General features: G+C 71.1%; 13 protein-coding genes. 7 read left to right on the top strand and 6 right to left on the bottom strand.

What is annotated here, in order from left to right; all coding sequences use genetic code 11:
- Positions 1–28: 28 nt before the first annotated feature.
- Positions 29–3,010, bottom strand: a complete 2,982-nt coding sequence (locus tag GA0070608_RS15055; RefSeq protein ID WP_091628385.1) for a S8 family serine peptidase — start codon at positions 3,008–3,010, stop codon at positions 29–31.
- A 177-nt stretch (positions 3,011–3,187) separates the two neighbouring features.
- Here GA0070608_RS15055 and GA0070608_RS15050 point away from each other — a divergent pair, with 177 nt between their 5' ends.
- Positions 3,188–4,183, top strand: a complete 996-nt coding sequence (locus tag GA0070608_RS15050) for a helix-turn-helix domain-containing protein (protein WP_218107514.1) — start codon at positions 3,188–3,190, stop codon at positions 4,181–4,183.
- Positions 4,184–4,392: 209 nt separating this feature from the next.
- On the opposite strand, the gene GA0070608_RS15045 is transcribed toward GA0070608_RS15050, so the two are convergent.
- Together GA0070608_RS15045 and GA0070608_RS15040 are read right to left on the bottom strand one after the other, a co-directional pair.
- Positions 4,393–6,045: an alpha-amylase family protein gene (locus tag GA0070608_RS15045; protein WP_091628382.1), complete on the bottom strand. Its 1,653-nt coding sequence runs from the start codon at positions 6,043–6,045 to the stop codon at positions 4,393–4,395.
- Between the two features lie 115 nt (positions 6,046–6,160).
- On the bottom strand, positions 6,161–7,501 hold the full coding sequence (locus GA0070608_RS15040; protein WP_245715795.1) for a M23 family metallopeptidase: 1,341 nt from the start codon (positions 7,499–7,501) through the stop codon (positions 6,161–6,163).
- Between the two features lie 205 nt (positions 7,502–7,706).
- On the opposite strand from GA0070608_RS15040, the gene GA0070608_RS15035 reads away from it, so the two are divergent.
- The gene (locus GA0070608_RS15035; RefSeq protein ID WP_091628378.1) at positions 7,707–8,309 is read left to right on the top strand and encodes a DUF1349 domain-containing protein; all 603 of its coding nucleotides are present in this window, start codon (positions 7,707–7,709) and stop codon (positions 8,307–8,309) included.
- A gap of 86 nt (positions 8,310–8,395) precedes the next feature.
- Positions 8,396–9,064 carry a DedA family protein gene (locus GA0070608_RS15030; protein WP_091628376.1) on the top strand — a complete coding sequence of 223 codons (669 nt, stop codon included), beginning with the start codon at positions 8,396–8,398 and terminating at the stop codon, positions 9,062–9,064.
- A gap of 184 nt (positions 9,065–9,248) precedes the next feature.
- Here the strand turns inward: GA0070608_RS15030 and GA0070608_RS15025 are convergent, their stop codons facing one another.
- Positions 9,249–10,652 (bottom strand): chitinase, encoded by a 1,404-nt coding sequence (locus tag GA0070608_RS15025; protein ID WP_091635143.1) that lies wholly within the window; start codon positions 10,650–10,652, stop codon positions 9,249–9,251.
- 169 nt (positions 10,653–10,821) lie between these two features.
- Here GA0070608_RS15025 and GA0070608_RS15020 point away from each other — a divergent pair, with 169 nt between their 5' ends.
- Positions 10,822–11,244 carry an SgcJ/EcaC family oxidoreductase gene (locus GA0070608_RS15020; protein WP_091628374.1) on the top strand — a complete coding sequence of 141 codons (423 nt, stop codon included), beginning with the start codon at positions 10,822–10,824 and terminating at the stop codon, positions 11,242–11,244.
- A gap of 100 nt (positions 11,245–11,344) precedes the next feature.
- Here the strand turns inward: GA0070608_RS15020 and GA0070608_RS15015 are convergent, their stop codons facing one another.
- Both GA0070608_RS15015 and GA0070608_RS15010 read right to left on the bottom strand, forming a co-directional pair.
- Positions 11,345–12,094, bottom strand: a complete 750-nt coding sequence (locus GA0070608_RS15015) for a YidC/Oxa1 family membrane protein insertase (RefSeq protein WP_091628371.1) — start codon at positions 12,092–12,094, stop codon at positions 11,345–11,347.
- A 94-nt stretch (positions 12,095–12,188) separates the two neighbouring features.
- Entirely contained in the window at positions 12,189–12,479 is a 291-nt protein-coding gene (locus GA0070608_RS15010; RefSeq protein WP_245715794.1) for a DUF6412 domain-containing protein, read from the bottom strand.
- A 185-nt stretch (positions 12,480–12,664) separates the two neighbouring features.
- Here GA0070608_RS15010 and GA0070608_RS15005 point away from each other — a divergent pair, with 185 nt between their 5' ends.
- The 3 genes from GA0070608_RS15005 to GA0070608_RS14995 all read left to right on the top strand — a co-directional run bounded on the left by GA0070608_RS15005 (position 12,665) and on the right by GA0070608_RS14995 (position 14,842).
- The gene (locus GA0070608_RS15005; protein WP_245715793.1) at positions 12,665–13,135 is read left to right on the top strand and encodes a hypothetical protein; all 471 of its coding nucleotides are present in this window, start codon (positions 12,665–12,667) and stop codon (positions 13,133–13,135) included.
- Between the two features lie 38 nt (positions 13,136–13,173).
- Positions 13,174–13,521 (top strand): hypothetical protein, encoded by a 348-nt coding sequence (locus tag GA0070608_RS15000; RefSeq protein ID WP_091635136.1) that lies wholly within the window; start codon positions 13,174–13,176, stop codon positions 13,519–13,521.
- Positions 13,522–13,696: 175 nt separating this feature from the next.
- Positions 13,697–14,842, top strand: a complete 1,146-nt coding sequence (locus GA0070608_RS14995) for a carboxylate-amine ligase (protein WP_091635132.1) — start codon at positions 13,697–13,699, stop codon at positions 14,840–14,842.
- Positions 14,843–14,849 lie beyond the last annotated feature (7 nt).

Genomic DNA, 14,849 nt, shown 5'->3' with positions numbered 1-14,849 from the left:
CCGGCCCCGCCGCCCGTACGGTGTCAGGTCAGTTGACGCTCACCACGGTGCCGGCACCGTTCGGGTACTCGATGTAGCCCGTGTGCCGCCCGGTGGGCAGTCCCGACCAGGTGGCCGTGAGCGTCAGCGGGGTGCCCGGGGTGACCTTGGGCTTCTCGGGGGACACAGCCAGCTTGCCGACCCCACCCTTGCCGGTGACCAGGTTCGCCTTGACCTTGAAGGGCGTTTCCGTGGTTCCCGGCAGGTCCGCCAGGGTGATGATCGTCATCTGGTACTGGCCGGGTTCCGGCCTGGCGAAGGTGAGGTACGCCTCGTTGGCCGGCACGGTCCAGTCATGGAAGACCAGACTGCCGTTCACCACCCGGAAGACGATCAAGGCGACCTCCGCCTGAGGGTTGTCCGCGCGTGCGATGAACTCGACGGCCTTGGTGCCCTGGGCCACCGTGACCGGGAAGTCCTTGCCCCAGACGTCGCTGATGTTCACCGTGCCGGGCGTCGACGGCCCCGACACCATCCCGTAGGTATTGATCGGGAACTTCTTGAGCGCCGGGGTCACCTCGAAGGACGCCGAGCCGGCGGGGCCGGTGCCGCGGATCTCGGCCGGCGCGAGCACGCTCTGCGGGGTCACCACGATCGGGCTGCGTACGGCGGTGCCGCCGCCCCTCCAGGTCAGCGAGCCGATGGTCGGCACGCCGGCGGGGGCCGACTTGAGTTCCATGGTGACGGTGAACTGCTTGGTCTCCCCCGCCTTCTTGAAGCGCAGGGTGGAGGGGCTCACCTTGACCTTCAACCCGGGCAGGTCGACCTTGGCGTGGTACACGCCGGGGGTGACGGCGGTGACCTTGCGGGTGACCGTCCGGGTGCCGAAGAGCTTGCCGACGCCGATGGACGGGTAGTTCAGGTCGCTGCCCTGGATCGGCTTGACCCCGGAACCGGTCCGGACGCCCAGCCCTTCCAGGTAGCCCAGCCAGTCCTGCTCCGAGGCGTCGTAGACCAGGCCGGGGTTGAGCATCCGGGCCGGGTCGACATGGCCCGCGCCCTGGGCGAAGACGTCGCTGCTCCGCTTCCCGGTGGCGGTCTTGGTGTCGTACGTGGTGGTCATCATCGCGGACTTGACCCGCGCCGGTGACCAGTCCGGGTACTTGGCGAGGTAGAGCGCGGCCAGACCGGCGATGTGCGGCGCGGCCATCGAGGTGCCGGAGTAGAAGTCGAAGTTCTTCCCCTGGGCACCCGGCGGGGCCACGGCCGCGAGGATCGCGACGCCGGGAGCCGCGATGTCCGGCTTCAGAAGGTCCGGGTGGCGCTCCGAGGGACCGCGCGAGGAGAACGCCGCCACCTGTGGGTACGGCATGCTCGGGCCGGTCGGCAGCAGGGTCACCTGCGCCCCCGCGGTCGCCGCGTAGTCCAGCACGGCCTGCGTGTCGGGCGAGTTGATGTGCACGGTCGGCACGCTGTGCAGGTCCCCGCTGAGGTCCTGGTCAGTCGGGTTCCCCAGCACCATCCCGACGCCGCCGGCCCGCGCGACCTCGGCGGACTTGATCGGCCGGGCGATGACGCCACGGAGGCAGACGACCACCTTGCCGGCCACCTTCGCCGGGTCGAGGCTGTCGGCCATGCAGTTGTCGGCGTCGGCCTCGGTGACGTTGGCGGCCTTCGCCGCCCGGGAGGAGACCAGCGGCTTGGGTCCGAACGCCGCCGCGACCGTGGTGCTGGTGCCGTTGAAGCGGGCACCGTTACCCAACTGCACGCTGGCCGGGTACGGAGCGACCGTGCTGGCGCCGACCGTCACGTTCCACGGCGCGGTGTTGTCCATCGTGGAGGCGTCCGGACCGGAGTTACCGGCGGACGCGGCGACGAAGACGCCCGCCGCCGCCGCGTTGAGGAAGGCGAGCTGGGTCGGGTCGTCGGGCCACGATTCGTACCCGCTGCCCACCGAGTAGTTGATGACGTCGACGCCGTCGGCGACAGCCTGGTCGATGGCGGCGATGATGTCCGACGTGTGCCCGCCGGTCGTCTGGTCGGTGGTGCCCTGCCAGAGCGCCTTGTAGACCGCGATCGCCGCGCCCGGCGCGACTCCGGAGATCTTCCCGAAGTCGACGCCCTGCTCGGTGACCGGGACCGCGGTGTTCCCGGCCGCCGTGCCTGCGGTGTGCGTCCCGTGCCCCTGCGCGTCCCGGGGGGAGACGTAGTCCTTCCGCTTCTCCGCGGGGACGGACTTCATCCAGGAGTCCCCGAAGTAGCGGGCGCTGATGACCTTCTCGTTGCAGAGGGTCGCCGCGAACTGCTCGCCGGTCTGGCAGGTGCCGGTGAAGGTGCCACCGTCGGCCTTGTGCATGACGGTGGTCGCGCCCTGACGGTACGGCCGGTACGGGTCGGCCGCCGTGGGCGCGGTCGCGCCGAGCGCCGGCGCGGTGAACGACGTGCTCTCCGGCCAGACCCCGGTGTCGATCACACCGACGACGACGCCCTTGCCGGCGTTGGCCGTGCCGCCGAGCGTGGACCACACGCCCTTGCGGCCGGAGAGACCGAGGAAGTCGACGGAGTTGCGGTCGTCGGTGGTCTTGTGCAGCCGGTCCGGCACCACGGAGAGCACGCCACCGGTGATCAGCAGCTTCACCGCCTGTGCCCGGGTCAGTTCCGCGACGAAGCTGTTCGAGGCCACGGAGTTGCTCTTGAGCGCCTCGGCGCCCACGCTTCGCGCCACCTTGTTGTGCTTGTCCTTCAGGTGGCTGCGGTAGCGCTGGGCGTTGGCGGCGCCCACGTCCACCTTCTTGCCCCTGCCGGGCTTGGTGCCGGCGATTCCGGCGACTCCGCCCTCGTAGGTTGCCAGCGGCTTGTCGGCCAGGGTGACGATGTAGGTGCCGCTGCCACTCGCACCGGAGGGCAGGACGCTCGGCGACGCCGGAGGCGTCGGCTGGGCGGATGCCTGGACCGGGCTGATCGTGATCGCCAGGGCCGCGGCGGCTACCGCGGCGCCGTAGCGGGAGATGTGTCGCTTCCTACGGGCCATTGCTCCTCATTGGGGGGCTGGAGACGGAGAGAGCCTGTCCACGCCGGCAAGATCGCCAGGTGGGATGGTGAGTAGTGAACGTCTCAGCCCGAAAGAAGTCGAGATATCTTCATGACGTCTTCGGCCACGTGGCGAATCGCGTCACGTGTCGGCGACATGGTCACGGGCAGGTGGGATGTGCGCAACGATCCGGTGCTGGGTGCGCTGGGCATCAGCGATTTCGACGAACAGGTCTACCGTCTCCTGCTGATCCAGCCCGACCAACCACTGTCGGAGAGCGCCGGCGCCCTGGGCGTCACCACCGCCCGGCTACGCAACGCCGTCGCCCGGCTGAACACGCTCGGCCTGCTGAGACGGACAGCGCCCGGCCGGTACGAGGCCACGGGTCCGCAGGCGGCGCTGACCGCGCTCGTCGCCCGGCGGCGGCTGGAGACGGAAGCGGCGCTGGACGGCGTACAGACCGCCGTCGCGGACTTCACCCAGCTGTTCCAGACAGCCCGGCTGCGCGATCCGGGGCGTTGGGTCGAGGTGCTGTCGGGCTGGGAGACGGTCGACCGCCGGATGGACGAACTCACCTCGTCCGTACGCACGCACCTGTGGGTGCTCGACCGCCCGCCCTACATGAAGCACGTGCACGGCACCCCGGACACCAACGAGGTGGAGATCGCGGAGACCGAGGACCTGATCGCCAGGGGGGTGGACATCCGCACCGTCTACTGCCCCGAGTCGATGGGGCGCCCCGGCCGCTTCGAGGTGCTGAGCAGGCTCGTCGAGGCGGGCGAGCAGGCCCGGATGCTCCCCAGCCTGCCGTTCAAGCTACGGATCATGGACCTGCGGGTGGCCGCGATCTCGCTCACCGGTGGGGGCTACGACAACCTCGCGCTGATCCATCCCTCGGGGCTGCTCGACGCGCTGATCGAGTTGTTCCAGGCCTACTGGGGTCGGGCCACGCCCCTCGGCGGCGCCCGCCCGCCGGCCGACGACAAGCCGAGCGACGAGGACCTGCTGCTGCTCCAGATGCTCAAGGCCGGCCTGAAGGACGAGGTCATCGCCCGCCAGTTGGGGGTCAGCGCCCGTACCGCCACCCGCCGGATCGCCGCCGTCATCGAGCGACTGGGCGCCACCACCCGGTTCCAGGCCGGCGCCGAGGCGTCCGCCCGCGGCTGGCTCTGACGCCCGGACGCCGCCGGCCGAGCCTCGCGAGGCCACCGGGGACAGGCCGAGCCGACCCGCCACCCGGCGACCGGGGACGGCCACGAGCCGACCCGGCCACCGGGGACGGCGACGAGCCGGCCCGGCGACCGGGAACGGCGACCAGCCGGCCGCCGCCCGGTGACCGGGGACGGCGGCACGACGACCGGGCCCCCTGGACGGAGCCCTTCCTACAGGCCGCGACCGCGGCAGAGGCGGATCCACCGGTAGCCGTAGCCGGCCACCTTGAGGCGGTCCAGCTTGCCGACCTCGCCGTAGTTGCGGTCGACGAGCACGTCGACGGGGAGGTCCGCCTCGGGCTCCAGCATGCTGAGATCCACCTCGGCGTCGTCGGGACCGAGATTGTGTACGAAGAGCATCGTGCCGGTGCGACCGTCGGCCCGGTGCGCCAGCACCCCCGGCGGCATCGCCACGTCGATGTGGGTGGTCGAGCCCGATCCCACCTCGGGGGCCTCACGGAGCGTACGGATCATCCGCTCGAACCAGGCGAGCAGCGACTTCTGGTCACCGCGCTGGGCGGTCACGTTCACCTTCTCGTACGAGAATTCGCCCTTGTCGATCACCGGGCGGACCAGCTTCTCCGGGTCGGCCGTCGAGAAGCCGGCGTTCGGCTGGTACGACCACTGCATCGGGGTGCGGATCGCCTCCCGGCCGGGCAGCGACAGGTCCTCCCCCATGCCGATCTCCTCGCCGTAGCGCAGCACCGGCGTGCCACGCAGCGAGAACTGCAACGCGTACGCCAGCTCGATGCGGCGGCGGTCGTTGCCGAGCATCGGGGCGAGCCGACGACGGATGCCCCGGTCGTAGATGCGCATGTTCTCGTCCGGGCCGAACTCCGCGTACACCTGGTTGCGCTGCTCGGCGGTGAGCCGGGAGAGGTCGATCTCGTCGTGGTTGCGCAGGAAGGTGGCCCACTGCCCGCCCTCGGGCAGCGCCGGGGTGTCCCGCAGCGCCTCGATGATCGGCTCCGGGTCCTGCCGGGCCAGGGCCAGCATCAGCCGCCCGTTGAGCATGAAGTCGAAGAGCATGTGCAGCCGGTTGCCCGAGCCGCCGCTGTCGGCGAAGAAGGTCGGCAGCTGGTCGGGCTCGACGTTGGCCTCGGCGAGCAGGACGGCGTCGCCCCGGCGCCACTGCACGTGCTGGCGCAGCTCGGTGAGGTACTCGAAGTCCTTCGGCGAGTTCGGGTTGCCCGGCTCGGTCAGCTCGATGATGAACGGCACCGCGTCCATCCGGAAGCCGGAGACGCCGAGCTGGAGCCAGAACGAGACGATCTTCTTGACCTCCTCGCGGACCGCCGGGTTCGTGAAGTTCAGGTCCGGTTGGAACTTGTAGAACCGGTGGTAGTACCAGGCCTTGGCGGTCCGGTCGTAGCTCCACGTCTCGTGCTGCTCGCCGGGGAAGACCATGCCCTGGTGCCGGTCGCTCGGCTCGTGGTCGGCCCAGACGTACCAGTCGCGGTACGGCGAGTCCGGCGAGGAACGGGCGGACTGGAACCACGGGTGCTCGTTCGAGGTGTGGTTCACGACCAGGTCGATGATCACCCGGATGCCACGGTTCTGCGCCTGGTGCAGCAGCTCCGCGAAGTCGCCGAGGGTGCCGAAGCGCGGGTCGATGTTGTAGAAGTCGGTCGCGTCGTAGCCGTCGTCGCGGTTGGGCGACGGGTGGATGGGATGCAGCCAGAGGCAGGTCACGCCCAGCCGGGCGAGGTAGTCCAGCCGGCCGATCAGCCCCCTGATGTCACCGACCCCGTCGCCGTCGGAGTCCGCGTACGTGTCGATGTCGAGGCAGTAGACGACCGCCTCCGAGTACCACCTGTCAGCCATGCCGGGGTTATGTCTCCGATCCCGGCGCTCGGCAAACACCGGGGCCGGGCGGCGCGACGTCCGACCGGGCGGGTGCGGGCACACCCTCGCCCGCACCCGCCCGGTCGGGTGGCCGTCAGGTGGTGATGTCGATGTCGCCGACCTGCCCGCCGCTGCCCATCGTCAGCCACCCGGCGTAGAGGCCCTGCTTGGCGAAGAAGTTCCCGCCGCCGACGAACGCGAACCAGTCGTGACCGCTGACCGCGATGTCGCCGACCTGCCCGCCTCCGGCCAGGGTGAGCCACTCGCCGTAGATGCCGTCCTTGGCATAGAAGTTCCCGCCCTGCGCCCAACCGATCCAGTTACCACTGAGCGCCACCTTCGACGCCCCACCAGAATTGACCGCCTGCCACGACGAGTACGCGCCATCCTTCGCATACAACACACCCGCCGAATTCACGAACGCGAACCGGTTGCCACTCACCGCGATGTCCCGCACCTGCCCACCACTGGCCAGGGTGAGCCACTCGCCGTAGATACCGTCCTTGGCATAGAAGTTCCCGCCCTGCGCCCAACCGATCCAGTTACCACTGAGCGCCACCTTCGACGCCCCACCAGAATTGACCGCCTGCCACGACGAGTACGCGCCATCCTTCGCATACAACACACCCGCCGAATTCACGAACGCGAACCGGTTGCCACTCACCGCGATGTCCCGCACCTGCCCACCACTGGCCAGGGTGAGCCACTCGCCGTAGATACCGTCCTTGGCATAGAAGTTCCCGCCCTGCGCCCAACCGATCCAGTTACCACTGAGCGCCACCTTCGACGCCCCACCAGAATTGACCGCCTGCCACGACGAGTACGCGCCATCCTTCACGTACAACACACCCGCCGAATTCACGAACGCGAACCGGTTGAGAACCGGTTCGGCCGGTGGTGCCAGGTCCGGGAACGACAGGTTGATGACCGCGCCCTTGGTGACCGTGCCGCCGCAGGAGTAGGCCGGGGCGATGTTGTACACCGCGCCGTTGCGCCGGATCTCGAAGTGCAGGTGGGGGCCGGTGGAGTTGCCGGTGCTGCCGACGTACCCGAGGACCTGCCCCTGCCCGACCTGCTGCCCGACCACGACCGCGGGCTGCTGCGCCATGTGCAGGTATCGGGTCTGGTAGCCGCCAGCGTGGGAGACCGTCACCATGTTGCCTCCACCGGAGACCCAGCCGGCGACGACGACGGTGCCGGGGTAGGCGGCGCCGATCGCCATCCCGTTGTTTCCCGCGATGTCCACCCCGTAGTGGTCACTGTCGATGCTGCCGCACCTGCTCGCCAGCACTCCGGTGACCCGCCCGCCCACCGGCTGGATCATCGCGCCGTTCTGGGCGGACGCCGGCTGCGCCGGCACGAGCGCCAGTCCGCACAGGACGACCGCGGCGACCACGAACGCCCGCAGCCGCCTCCACGTCATCTCTCCAGTCACGCCATGCCCTTCTCTCTACTGTCCCGGCGCCGGCAGGACATCCACGGCATAGACAAACATGCTCGGCCCGGTCGGGCCTTACCTTCAACGTGATCCCGAAACCCGTCAAGTCAGGTAAAAGGTGACCCGGGCAGGAGCACTCGCCTGTCGAGAGCGAACGGGCGCGCAGCGCGATCAGTGGGTCACCACCGGTACCGTCGCCGGCATGGGCAACGCGGAGCGAGCGGTCGACTGGGCCGAGGGTGAGTGGTGCAACGAGCCGGTGCGGGTCGAGCGCGGGCCGGCGGGCGAGTTGCTGGTGCAGCCGGCCGGCGGAAGTGACCTGTGGCGGCACACCTCGTACGGCTTCGTGCACGACGACGCCCCGGCGCTGCTCGCGCCACTTCCCGTCGGCGAGGCGGTGGAGGTGGCCTTCAACCTGGACTACGGCGAGCAGTTCGACCAGGCCGGCGTGCTGGTGCGGGTCGACGAGCGGAACTGGGTCAAGGCCGGGGTGGAGGTCAGCGACGGCCAACCGCAGGTCGGCGCCGTGGTCACCCGGGAGGTATCCGACTGGTCGGTCGCACCGGTGCCGCTGTGGGCAGGGCGGGAGGTGACCGTTCGGGTCAGCCGGGGCCGCGACGCGCTCACCGTCCGGGCCCGGCCCGACGACCAGCCGTGGCGGTTGGTCCGGCTCGCCCCGCTCGCGCCGGAGGCGGTGGCGACGGCCGGGCCGTACTGCTGCTCCCCCACCCGGGCGGGCCTGCGGGTCCGGTTCACCGGCTGGCGCCGGGGGCCGGCCGACGCGACGCTGCACGCGGAGGGCTGAACCGGGGTGGGCCGGCTCACGGGCAGGTGTGACGGCCGGGCCGCAGGGTAGAAGAATCTGATCCGGACCCGGCCGAAAGGATCGCGATGGCACTCGCCGAGAACGTCGACCCGACCCGACTCGGCGGCCTGACCGGCTGGGTGGCGGGAGTCATCGACGCCGCCGGCGCCATCGGGGTGGCCCTGCTGGTCGCCCTGGAGAGCATCATCCCGCCGATCCCGAGCGAGATCGTCCTGGCGATGGCCGGCTATTTGGCCAGCGAGGGACGGTTCAACGTCGTCCTGGTGTGGGTCGCCGCCACCGTCGGTTCCCTGGCCGGGGCACTCGTCCTGTACTGGCTGGGCGCGGCTGCCGGTGAGGACCGGCTCAAGCGCTGGCTCGACCGGCTGCCCCTGGTCGACCGCGACGATCTGGAGAAGGCCGACCGCTGGTTCGAGCGACACGGCCGGTGGGCGGTGCTGTTCGGCCGGATGATGCCGGTGGTACGCAGCCTGATCTCCGTCCCCGCCGGGGCCAACCGGATGCCGCTGCCGGAGTTCATCGCGTTCACCACGTTGGGCAGCGGCATCTGGAACGCGCTCTTCGTCGGCCTGGGATACGCCCTCGGCTCCCGCTGGCAGCAGATCGAGCAGTACAGCAAGTGGTTCGACTACGGCATCATCGCCATCTTCGTCGTCACGATCGCCTGGTGGGCGATCAAGAAAACCCGCCGCCGCCGCACCCACTCCCGCGACCACGCCGACGCCACCCCCTGACCCCCTCGCCGCGGCCCCCTCGCCCTGGCTCCTTCGGCGAGGCTCCCCCGCCGCGCGATCTTGCAGTTGTGGTCCTGGGTATGACCGCACATGCGGCTTTTGCCAGGGCCGCAACTGCAAGATCGCGCGGCGGCCTCGGCCCAGGACCCCGAGGGGGCCTGGGCCGAGGGTGGGTCAGGGTGGGTCAGGGGAGGGTTTTCAGGTGGGGGGCGATCGTGCGGGCGAAGTTGTTGCCGTTGGTCACGTCCCAGTTGACCGACCAGGTCATCGCGCCACGGATGCCCGGGTAGGTGCGCGGCGGGCGGAAGCTGCCGCAGTTGGTGCCCCGGGACAGGCAGTCCAGCGCGGCGTTGACCACGCTGGGCGCGACGACGCCGCCACCGGCCGCGCCGGGACCGGCCGGCAGGCCGAGACCGACCTGGTCCGGGCGCAGCCCGGCCTCCAGTTGGATGCAGGCCAGCGCGACGATGAAGTTCACCGTCCCCTGGCCGTACGCGGCGTTCTGGTCGCAGCCGAGCATGGCGCCCGAGTTGTAGAACTGGGTGTTCACGACGGTGAGGATGTCCTTGATGTCGAGCGCCAGCTTGAAGTAGCTGCCGCCCGGGGACTGCATGTCGATGGTCTGCGGGGCCATGGCGATGATCAGTCCGGCGCCCACCCTGGCCCGCAGCGAGCGCAGCGCCTGCGCCATGTAGGTCGGGTTCAGCCCGTTCTCCAGGTCGATGTCGACCCCGTCGAAGCCGTACCGCTGGATCAGCGCGTGGACGCTGTTGCTGAACGCGGCGGCGGAGGCGGCGTCGTTGACCGCCACCCGGCCCGTCTCGCCACCCACCGAGATGATCACCTTCTTGCCCCGGGACTGTAGGGCGCGCACGTCGGCGGAGAAGTCGGCGTCGGTGTAGCCGCCGAGCGCGGTGGACAGGCCGGGGTCGACGGCGAAGGTGACGGCGCCGGGGGTGGCGGTGGCCTCGGCGAAGGCGACCGCCACGAGGTCGTACTCGGCCGGCACGTCACGTAGCCGCAGCTCGACCGCCGGGTTGTCGAAGTTGTGCCAGTACCCGGTGAGGATGTGCTTCGGCAGGCCGGTGTTCGGTGGCGGGGTCGTCGGGGGCGGGGTGGTCGGGGGCGGGGTGGTCGGCGGCGCGGTCGTCGGCGGCGCGGTGGTGGGTGGCGCGGTGGTGGGGGTGGGACCGCCGCCGCACGGCACGCCGTTGAACTGGCAGTTGGTGGGCGCGCCCGGCCCGTTGCCGAGGAAGCCGAACGAGACCGAGGCGCCCGGAACGATGCGGCCGTTCCAGGACCGGTTGGTGAAGGTGTGCCGCTGGCCCGACGAGGTCAGCAGGGCGTCCCAGTAGCTGCCGACGGTGGTGCCGGCAGGCAGGTCGAAGACGACATTCCAGCCGTCGACCGTGGCCCCGCCCCCGTTCGTGATCGTGTACTTCCCCTCCCAGCCCGAGCCCCAGTCGGCCGTCTTGACGAAGCTGGCGGTCACTCCGGCAGCGAACGCGGGCATCGCCACCCACACCGCACCGAGCGCCGCAACCACGGCTGTGACCAGTGAGAACACCAGAGACCTGGATCTTTTCACGACATCCTCCACACCCCGACGGCATCCACCGGCATCAACATTGACGCCCATTATTAGGAGTGTTAACTGTTTCTGTCCAGGGCCCGCCGCCACAGACGTGGCAGGACTGTCCCCGTCCGGGTGGAAGTGGGGTTGATCTCAACCTAAGTTCAGGTTCTAGGTTGTCCCCATGGACATCACGAACTCCGCTCCCCCCATCGACGAGGCCGACGAGAAGAAGATCCGCGAACTCGTCGCGCGGACCCAGGAGGCACAGATCGACCCGGACGTGCTGCCCGCGCTGCACACCACCGACATGGTGATCATCAACATCGTCGGGCGGCGCCTCTTCGGGCGCGAGTCCTTCGTTTCGGCCATGACCGAGGCGATCTCCTCCCCGCTCAAGGACATCCGGACCGTGCTGGGAGTCGACGACATCCGGTTCGCCACCCCCGACGTCGCCATCGTGAGCCTGACCAAGACGATCCACGACGAACGGTCCGAGGCGGAGGAATCGTCCGAGCTGCCCTCGGCGGGCGCCATGACCTACGTCATGACCCGCAAGGGCGACGACTGGCGCATTGCCCTGGCCCAGACGACACCGATCCGCTGAACGCCCGCTGACAACCCGCGGCAAGTTCTGAAAGCAGCCATCGGACAGCGATCGGGCCGAGCGGTGGGGCCCCGGCGACGGCCCAGGGCTCCACCGGGGTTCAACGCATGTCGATTCCTGCCGGAGCGGGCCGGGGGCGCCGCAGCACCGCCTGCTCCAGTGCCGACCAGCCGGTCGTCGTGACCAGGTAGATCACCGCGGCGAGCGGGAGCACCAGCGCCACCAGCACCGTCGTGTACGGCAGCAGCGGCAACAGCCGGCCGAGCACCGCCGCGCCCGGTCCCTGCGTCGGCGTACCGGCCACCGTCCCGGTCGCCGCCGCCGCGCGCCGCATTCGTCGCGACGTCCACCAGGCCAGCGCGAGCAGGGCCGCCAGCAGGGCGCCGAACAGCGGCAGCGCACCGCCGACCGGCCCGTCGCCGAGGTGGTGGCCCAGCGGCACCCCGACCAACCGCTCGTCGAGCAGTCCGGTGCCGCCCTCGCCGGTGGCGAAGAGCCGGTACATCACCAGCAGGACCGGCGCCTGGAGCAGCAGCGGCAGGCAGCCGGACACCGGGCTGGCGCCGTTGGCCCGGTAGAGCGCGAACAGTTCGCCCTGCAACCGGGCGGGGTCGTCCGCGTACCGCCGCTGTAGCTCGCGGACCTCGGGGGCGAGCGCCGCGCGGCGCCGCTCCCCGCGGACCTGCGCGAGGGTCAGTGGGGAGATCAGCAACCGGACGACGACGGTGAGGACGACGATGGCGGCGGCCGTGGCCGCGTCGCCGGCCAGTGGTTCGAGCAGGGTGGTGAACCAGGTGAGCGCGCTGCCGGCGGTGCCGACGGCGTCGTGCAAGGGTGCGAAGGCGAGCATGGAAGACCCCTCGGTCCGATTCCGGGTGCCGGTCCGGTGGAGCGGAAAGCTCGCCGGACGGGCGGATGGCGGCGGAATCGGCCGCGCGGCGGTGCTACGCGGCCGAGGGGTGTGCCCCGGGCGCGCGGGGACGGGGACGCCCGGCGGCGTCCGGGTCGACCTGGCGCGGCACCCTGCGGTGGCGGGCCCGGGCGCGCAGGGCGGCGGCGCGGCCTGCCCGGGGTGCGTCGACGGCGCCGGCCGCGTGCACCGCGAGCACGACGGCGAGCAGCACCACGGCGGCGAGCGCGGCCCCGGCGAGCAGCCCGGCCGGGCGGTCGGTGAGCAGGGTCAGGTGGGTGAGGGCGTACGCCCACATCCCCAGCACGATCCCCAGCCCCGGCACGCCGACCAGCCTAGGACCCGCTGTCACGCCACCCGGCCCCTTTCGCGCGGCTCCCCGTCCACACCTGCACTGACCTGCGCTTTTACGACAGGTCCGGGGTGGACGGAGGCTCGATGGGAGTGGTACGACTTGGTGCGTCGACAGCCAACGCTCGACGAGGTGGCGGGCCGTCCTAAGGAGCCGCCGTGCCCCACAACCGAATCCGCTCGAGGCACCAGCCCTTCGAGATCGCCATCATGGCGACCGCCCCGGTGTGCGGGGCCCTCCTGATCGTCCTCGACGTCCGACCGCAGTCGGTGGCGATGGCGATGCCGGGCCCCATCCAGGCGGGATGGGAGTCCGGCCTCATCGTCGTCGGCGTCGCCGGGCTGCTGGGCGTGCTCTGGCCGGGCCGGCTCTCCACCGGCCTCGGGATCGAGCTCGCATCGCTGCTGATGCTGGGCACGGTCACCGGCATGTACGCAGTCGCCCTGACGGTGGTCACCGGCCGGCAGGGGGTCGCCGCGACGTCGTTCATCGTCGCGGTGGCCGTCGGCTCGGGGTGGCGGGCCGTCCAGATCGTGCTCGACCTGCGCCGGCTCACCCGGGCCGGTCAGACGACCGGTCTCGCCGGACTGGCCGGCAGCGGCGCGGTCTCCGCCGGAGGTGGGACGTGAACACCTCCTCGCCGGCCGCCCCGCACTGGGTGCAGGTCCTGCTCTCCGTCCTCGGCGTGCTCGGTGGCACCGGAGGGCTCGCCGTCATCGCCACCGTCGTCGTGCAGCGGGGCAAGTTCAAGGCGGACGCCGCCGACACCCTCACCGACGCCGCCCTCACGCTGGTGCAGCCGCTGCGTACCCGGGTCGCCGAGCTGGAGGAGGCCGCGCTGCTCACCCGGGCGCAGCTGGACTCGGCCCGCGAGCAGGAACAGCAGCTGCGGGCGACGGTCTGGGACCTGCGCCGGACGCTGGACCGGTGGCGGGAGGCGATCCTGGCCCCGGATGCCACGCTGCGCCGCGTCCGCGCCCTGGTGCAGGCCGGCGAGGACCGCCATCGGCGGTGACCGGGCCCCGCCCGTCACCAGGCCCGGGTGGTGCACGCTCATCAGGACCCTGGTGGGGCCCGACGCGACAGGCGACACGCCGGCCCTGCGTTTCCCCACCTCCGCACGGTGGGTAACCACTGACCGACCCGGCGCGGACGGACCGCCGCCGGGCGTGAAACGGACGGTGGTGGCGATGACCGGCCAGGTGACGGAGGCTCCGAGCGTGACGGGCGAGGGGACCGACCTGCTCACGGTGGGTGTCGAGGAGGAGTTCCTGCTCGTCGACCCGCACACCGGGGCCGCGGTGCCCGCCGTCGACCTCGTCATGGAGCAGGTGCCGCCCGAGCTGCACGGTCAGGTGGAACGGGAGTTCCAGACCAGCCAGATCGAGATCGGCAGCCCGCCCGGCCTGGAACTCTCCTCGATCCGGCACTCCCTCGGCGTGCTGCGGGCCGCGCTCGCCGACGCGGCCGAGCGGGCCGGCGTACGGCTGCTCGCCATCGGCACCGGGCCGGTCGACGGGCCGGTGCCCCCGGTGGTCGACAAGCCCCGCTTCGACCGGATGATCGAGCGGTTCCGCCTGCTGGTTCCCGGCCCCGGCAACAATGGCATGCACGTGCACGTCGGGGTGCCGGACCCGGAGACCGGGGTCCGGGTGCTCAACCACGTCCGGCCCTGGCTGCCGGTGCTGCACGCGGTTACCACCAACTCCCCCTTCGCCAGGGGCGAGGACACCGGGTACGCGAGCTGGCGGTCGGTGGAGTGGGAGCGCTGGCCGTCGGTGGCACCCACCCCGTACCTGGAGTCGCACGAGCACTACGAACGGCTGATTCGGCAACTGATCGCCAGTGGCGTGATGCTCGACGAGGGGATGCTCTACTGGTACGCCCGACTGTCGGCGAAGTACCCGACGGTGGAGATCCGGATCGGCGACGTCTGCCCGTCGGTGGACGACGCGGTGCTGGTGGCCGCCCTGGTGCGGGCCATGGTGGCGACCGCGAGGGACGACATGGCCGCCGGCCGGCCCGCCCTGCGTACCGACCACCACCTGCTGGTCGCCGCGCACTGGCGGGCGGCCCACGACGGGCTGGAGGGCGACGGCGTCGACCTGACCGACGGCGAGCTGCGGCCGGCCTGGGAGCTGTTCGACCAGCTCGTCGAGCGGCTGCGCCCGGCGCTGGAACGGCACGGCGACCTAGACGAGGTGACCGACCTCATCGGCGGGTTGCGCCGGCACGGCAGCGGGGCGGCCCGGCAGCGCGCCGTCTACGCGCGTACCGGAAAACTCGTGGACGTGGTGGAGGACGTCGCGCGGCAGACCCGCGGCGCGAACCGCTAGTGACAGG

Origin of the sequence: Micromonospora peucetia (genome assembly GCF_900091625.1) — a bacterium.
In the GTDB taxonomy this organism is placed as follows: Bacteria; Actinomycetota; Actinomycetes; order Mycobacteriales; family Micromonosporaceae; genus Micromonospora; species Micromonospora peucetia.
Note: the sequence above shows the minus strand (reverse complement) of the source record. Positions and strands in the feature narration are given on the sequence as shown.

Excerpts from the sequence above, each read along its gene's own strand:
- GA0070608_RS15030 (WP_091628376.1), top strand. The coding sequence starts at position 8,396 with ATGGCACTCGCCGAGAACGTCGACCCGACCCGACTCGGCGGCCTGACC.
- GA0070608_RS14995 (WP_091635132.1), top strand. The coding sequence starts at position 13,697 with ATGACCGGCCAGGTGACGGAGGCTCCGAGCGTGACGGGCGAGGGGACC.
- GA0070608_RS15055 (WP_091628385.1), bottom strand. The coding sequence starts at position 3,010 with ATGGCCCGTAGGAAGCGACACATCTCCCGCTACGGCGCCGCGGTAGCC.
- GA0070608_RS15015 (WP_091628371.1), bottom strand. The coding sequence starts at position 12,094 with ATGCTCGCCTTCGCACCCTTGCACGACGCCGTCGGCACCGCCGGCAGC.
- GA0070608_RS15020 (WP_091628374.1), top strand. The coding sequence starts at position 10,822 with ATGGACATCACGAACTCCGCTCCCCCCATCGACGAGGCCGACGAGAAG.
- GA0070608_RS15035 (WP_091628378.1), top strand. The coding sequence starts at position 7,707 with ATGGGCAACGCGGAGCGAGCGGTCGACTGGGCCGAGGGTGAGTGGTGC.
- GA0070608_RS15045 (WP_091628382.1), bottom strand. The coding sequence starts at position 6,045 with ATGGCTGACAGGTGGTACTCGGAGGCGGTCGTCTACTGCCTCGACATC.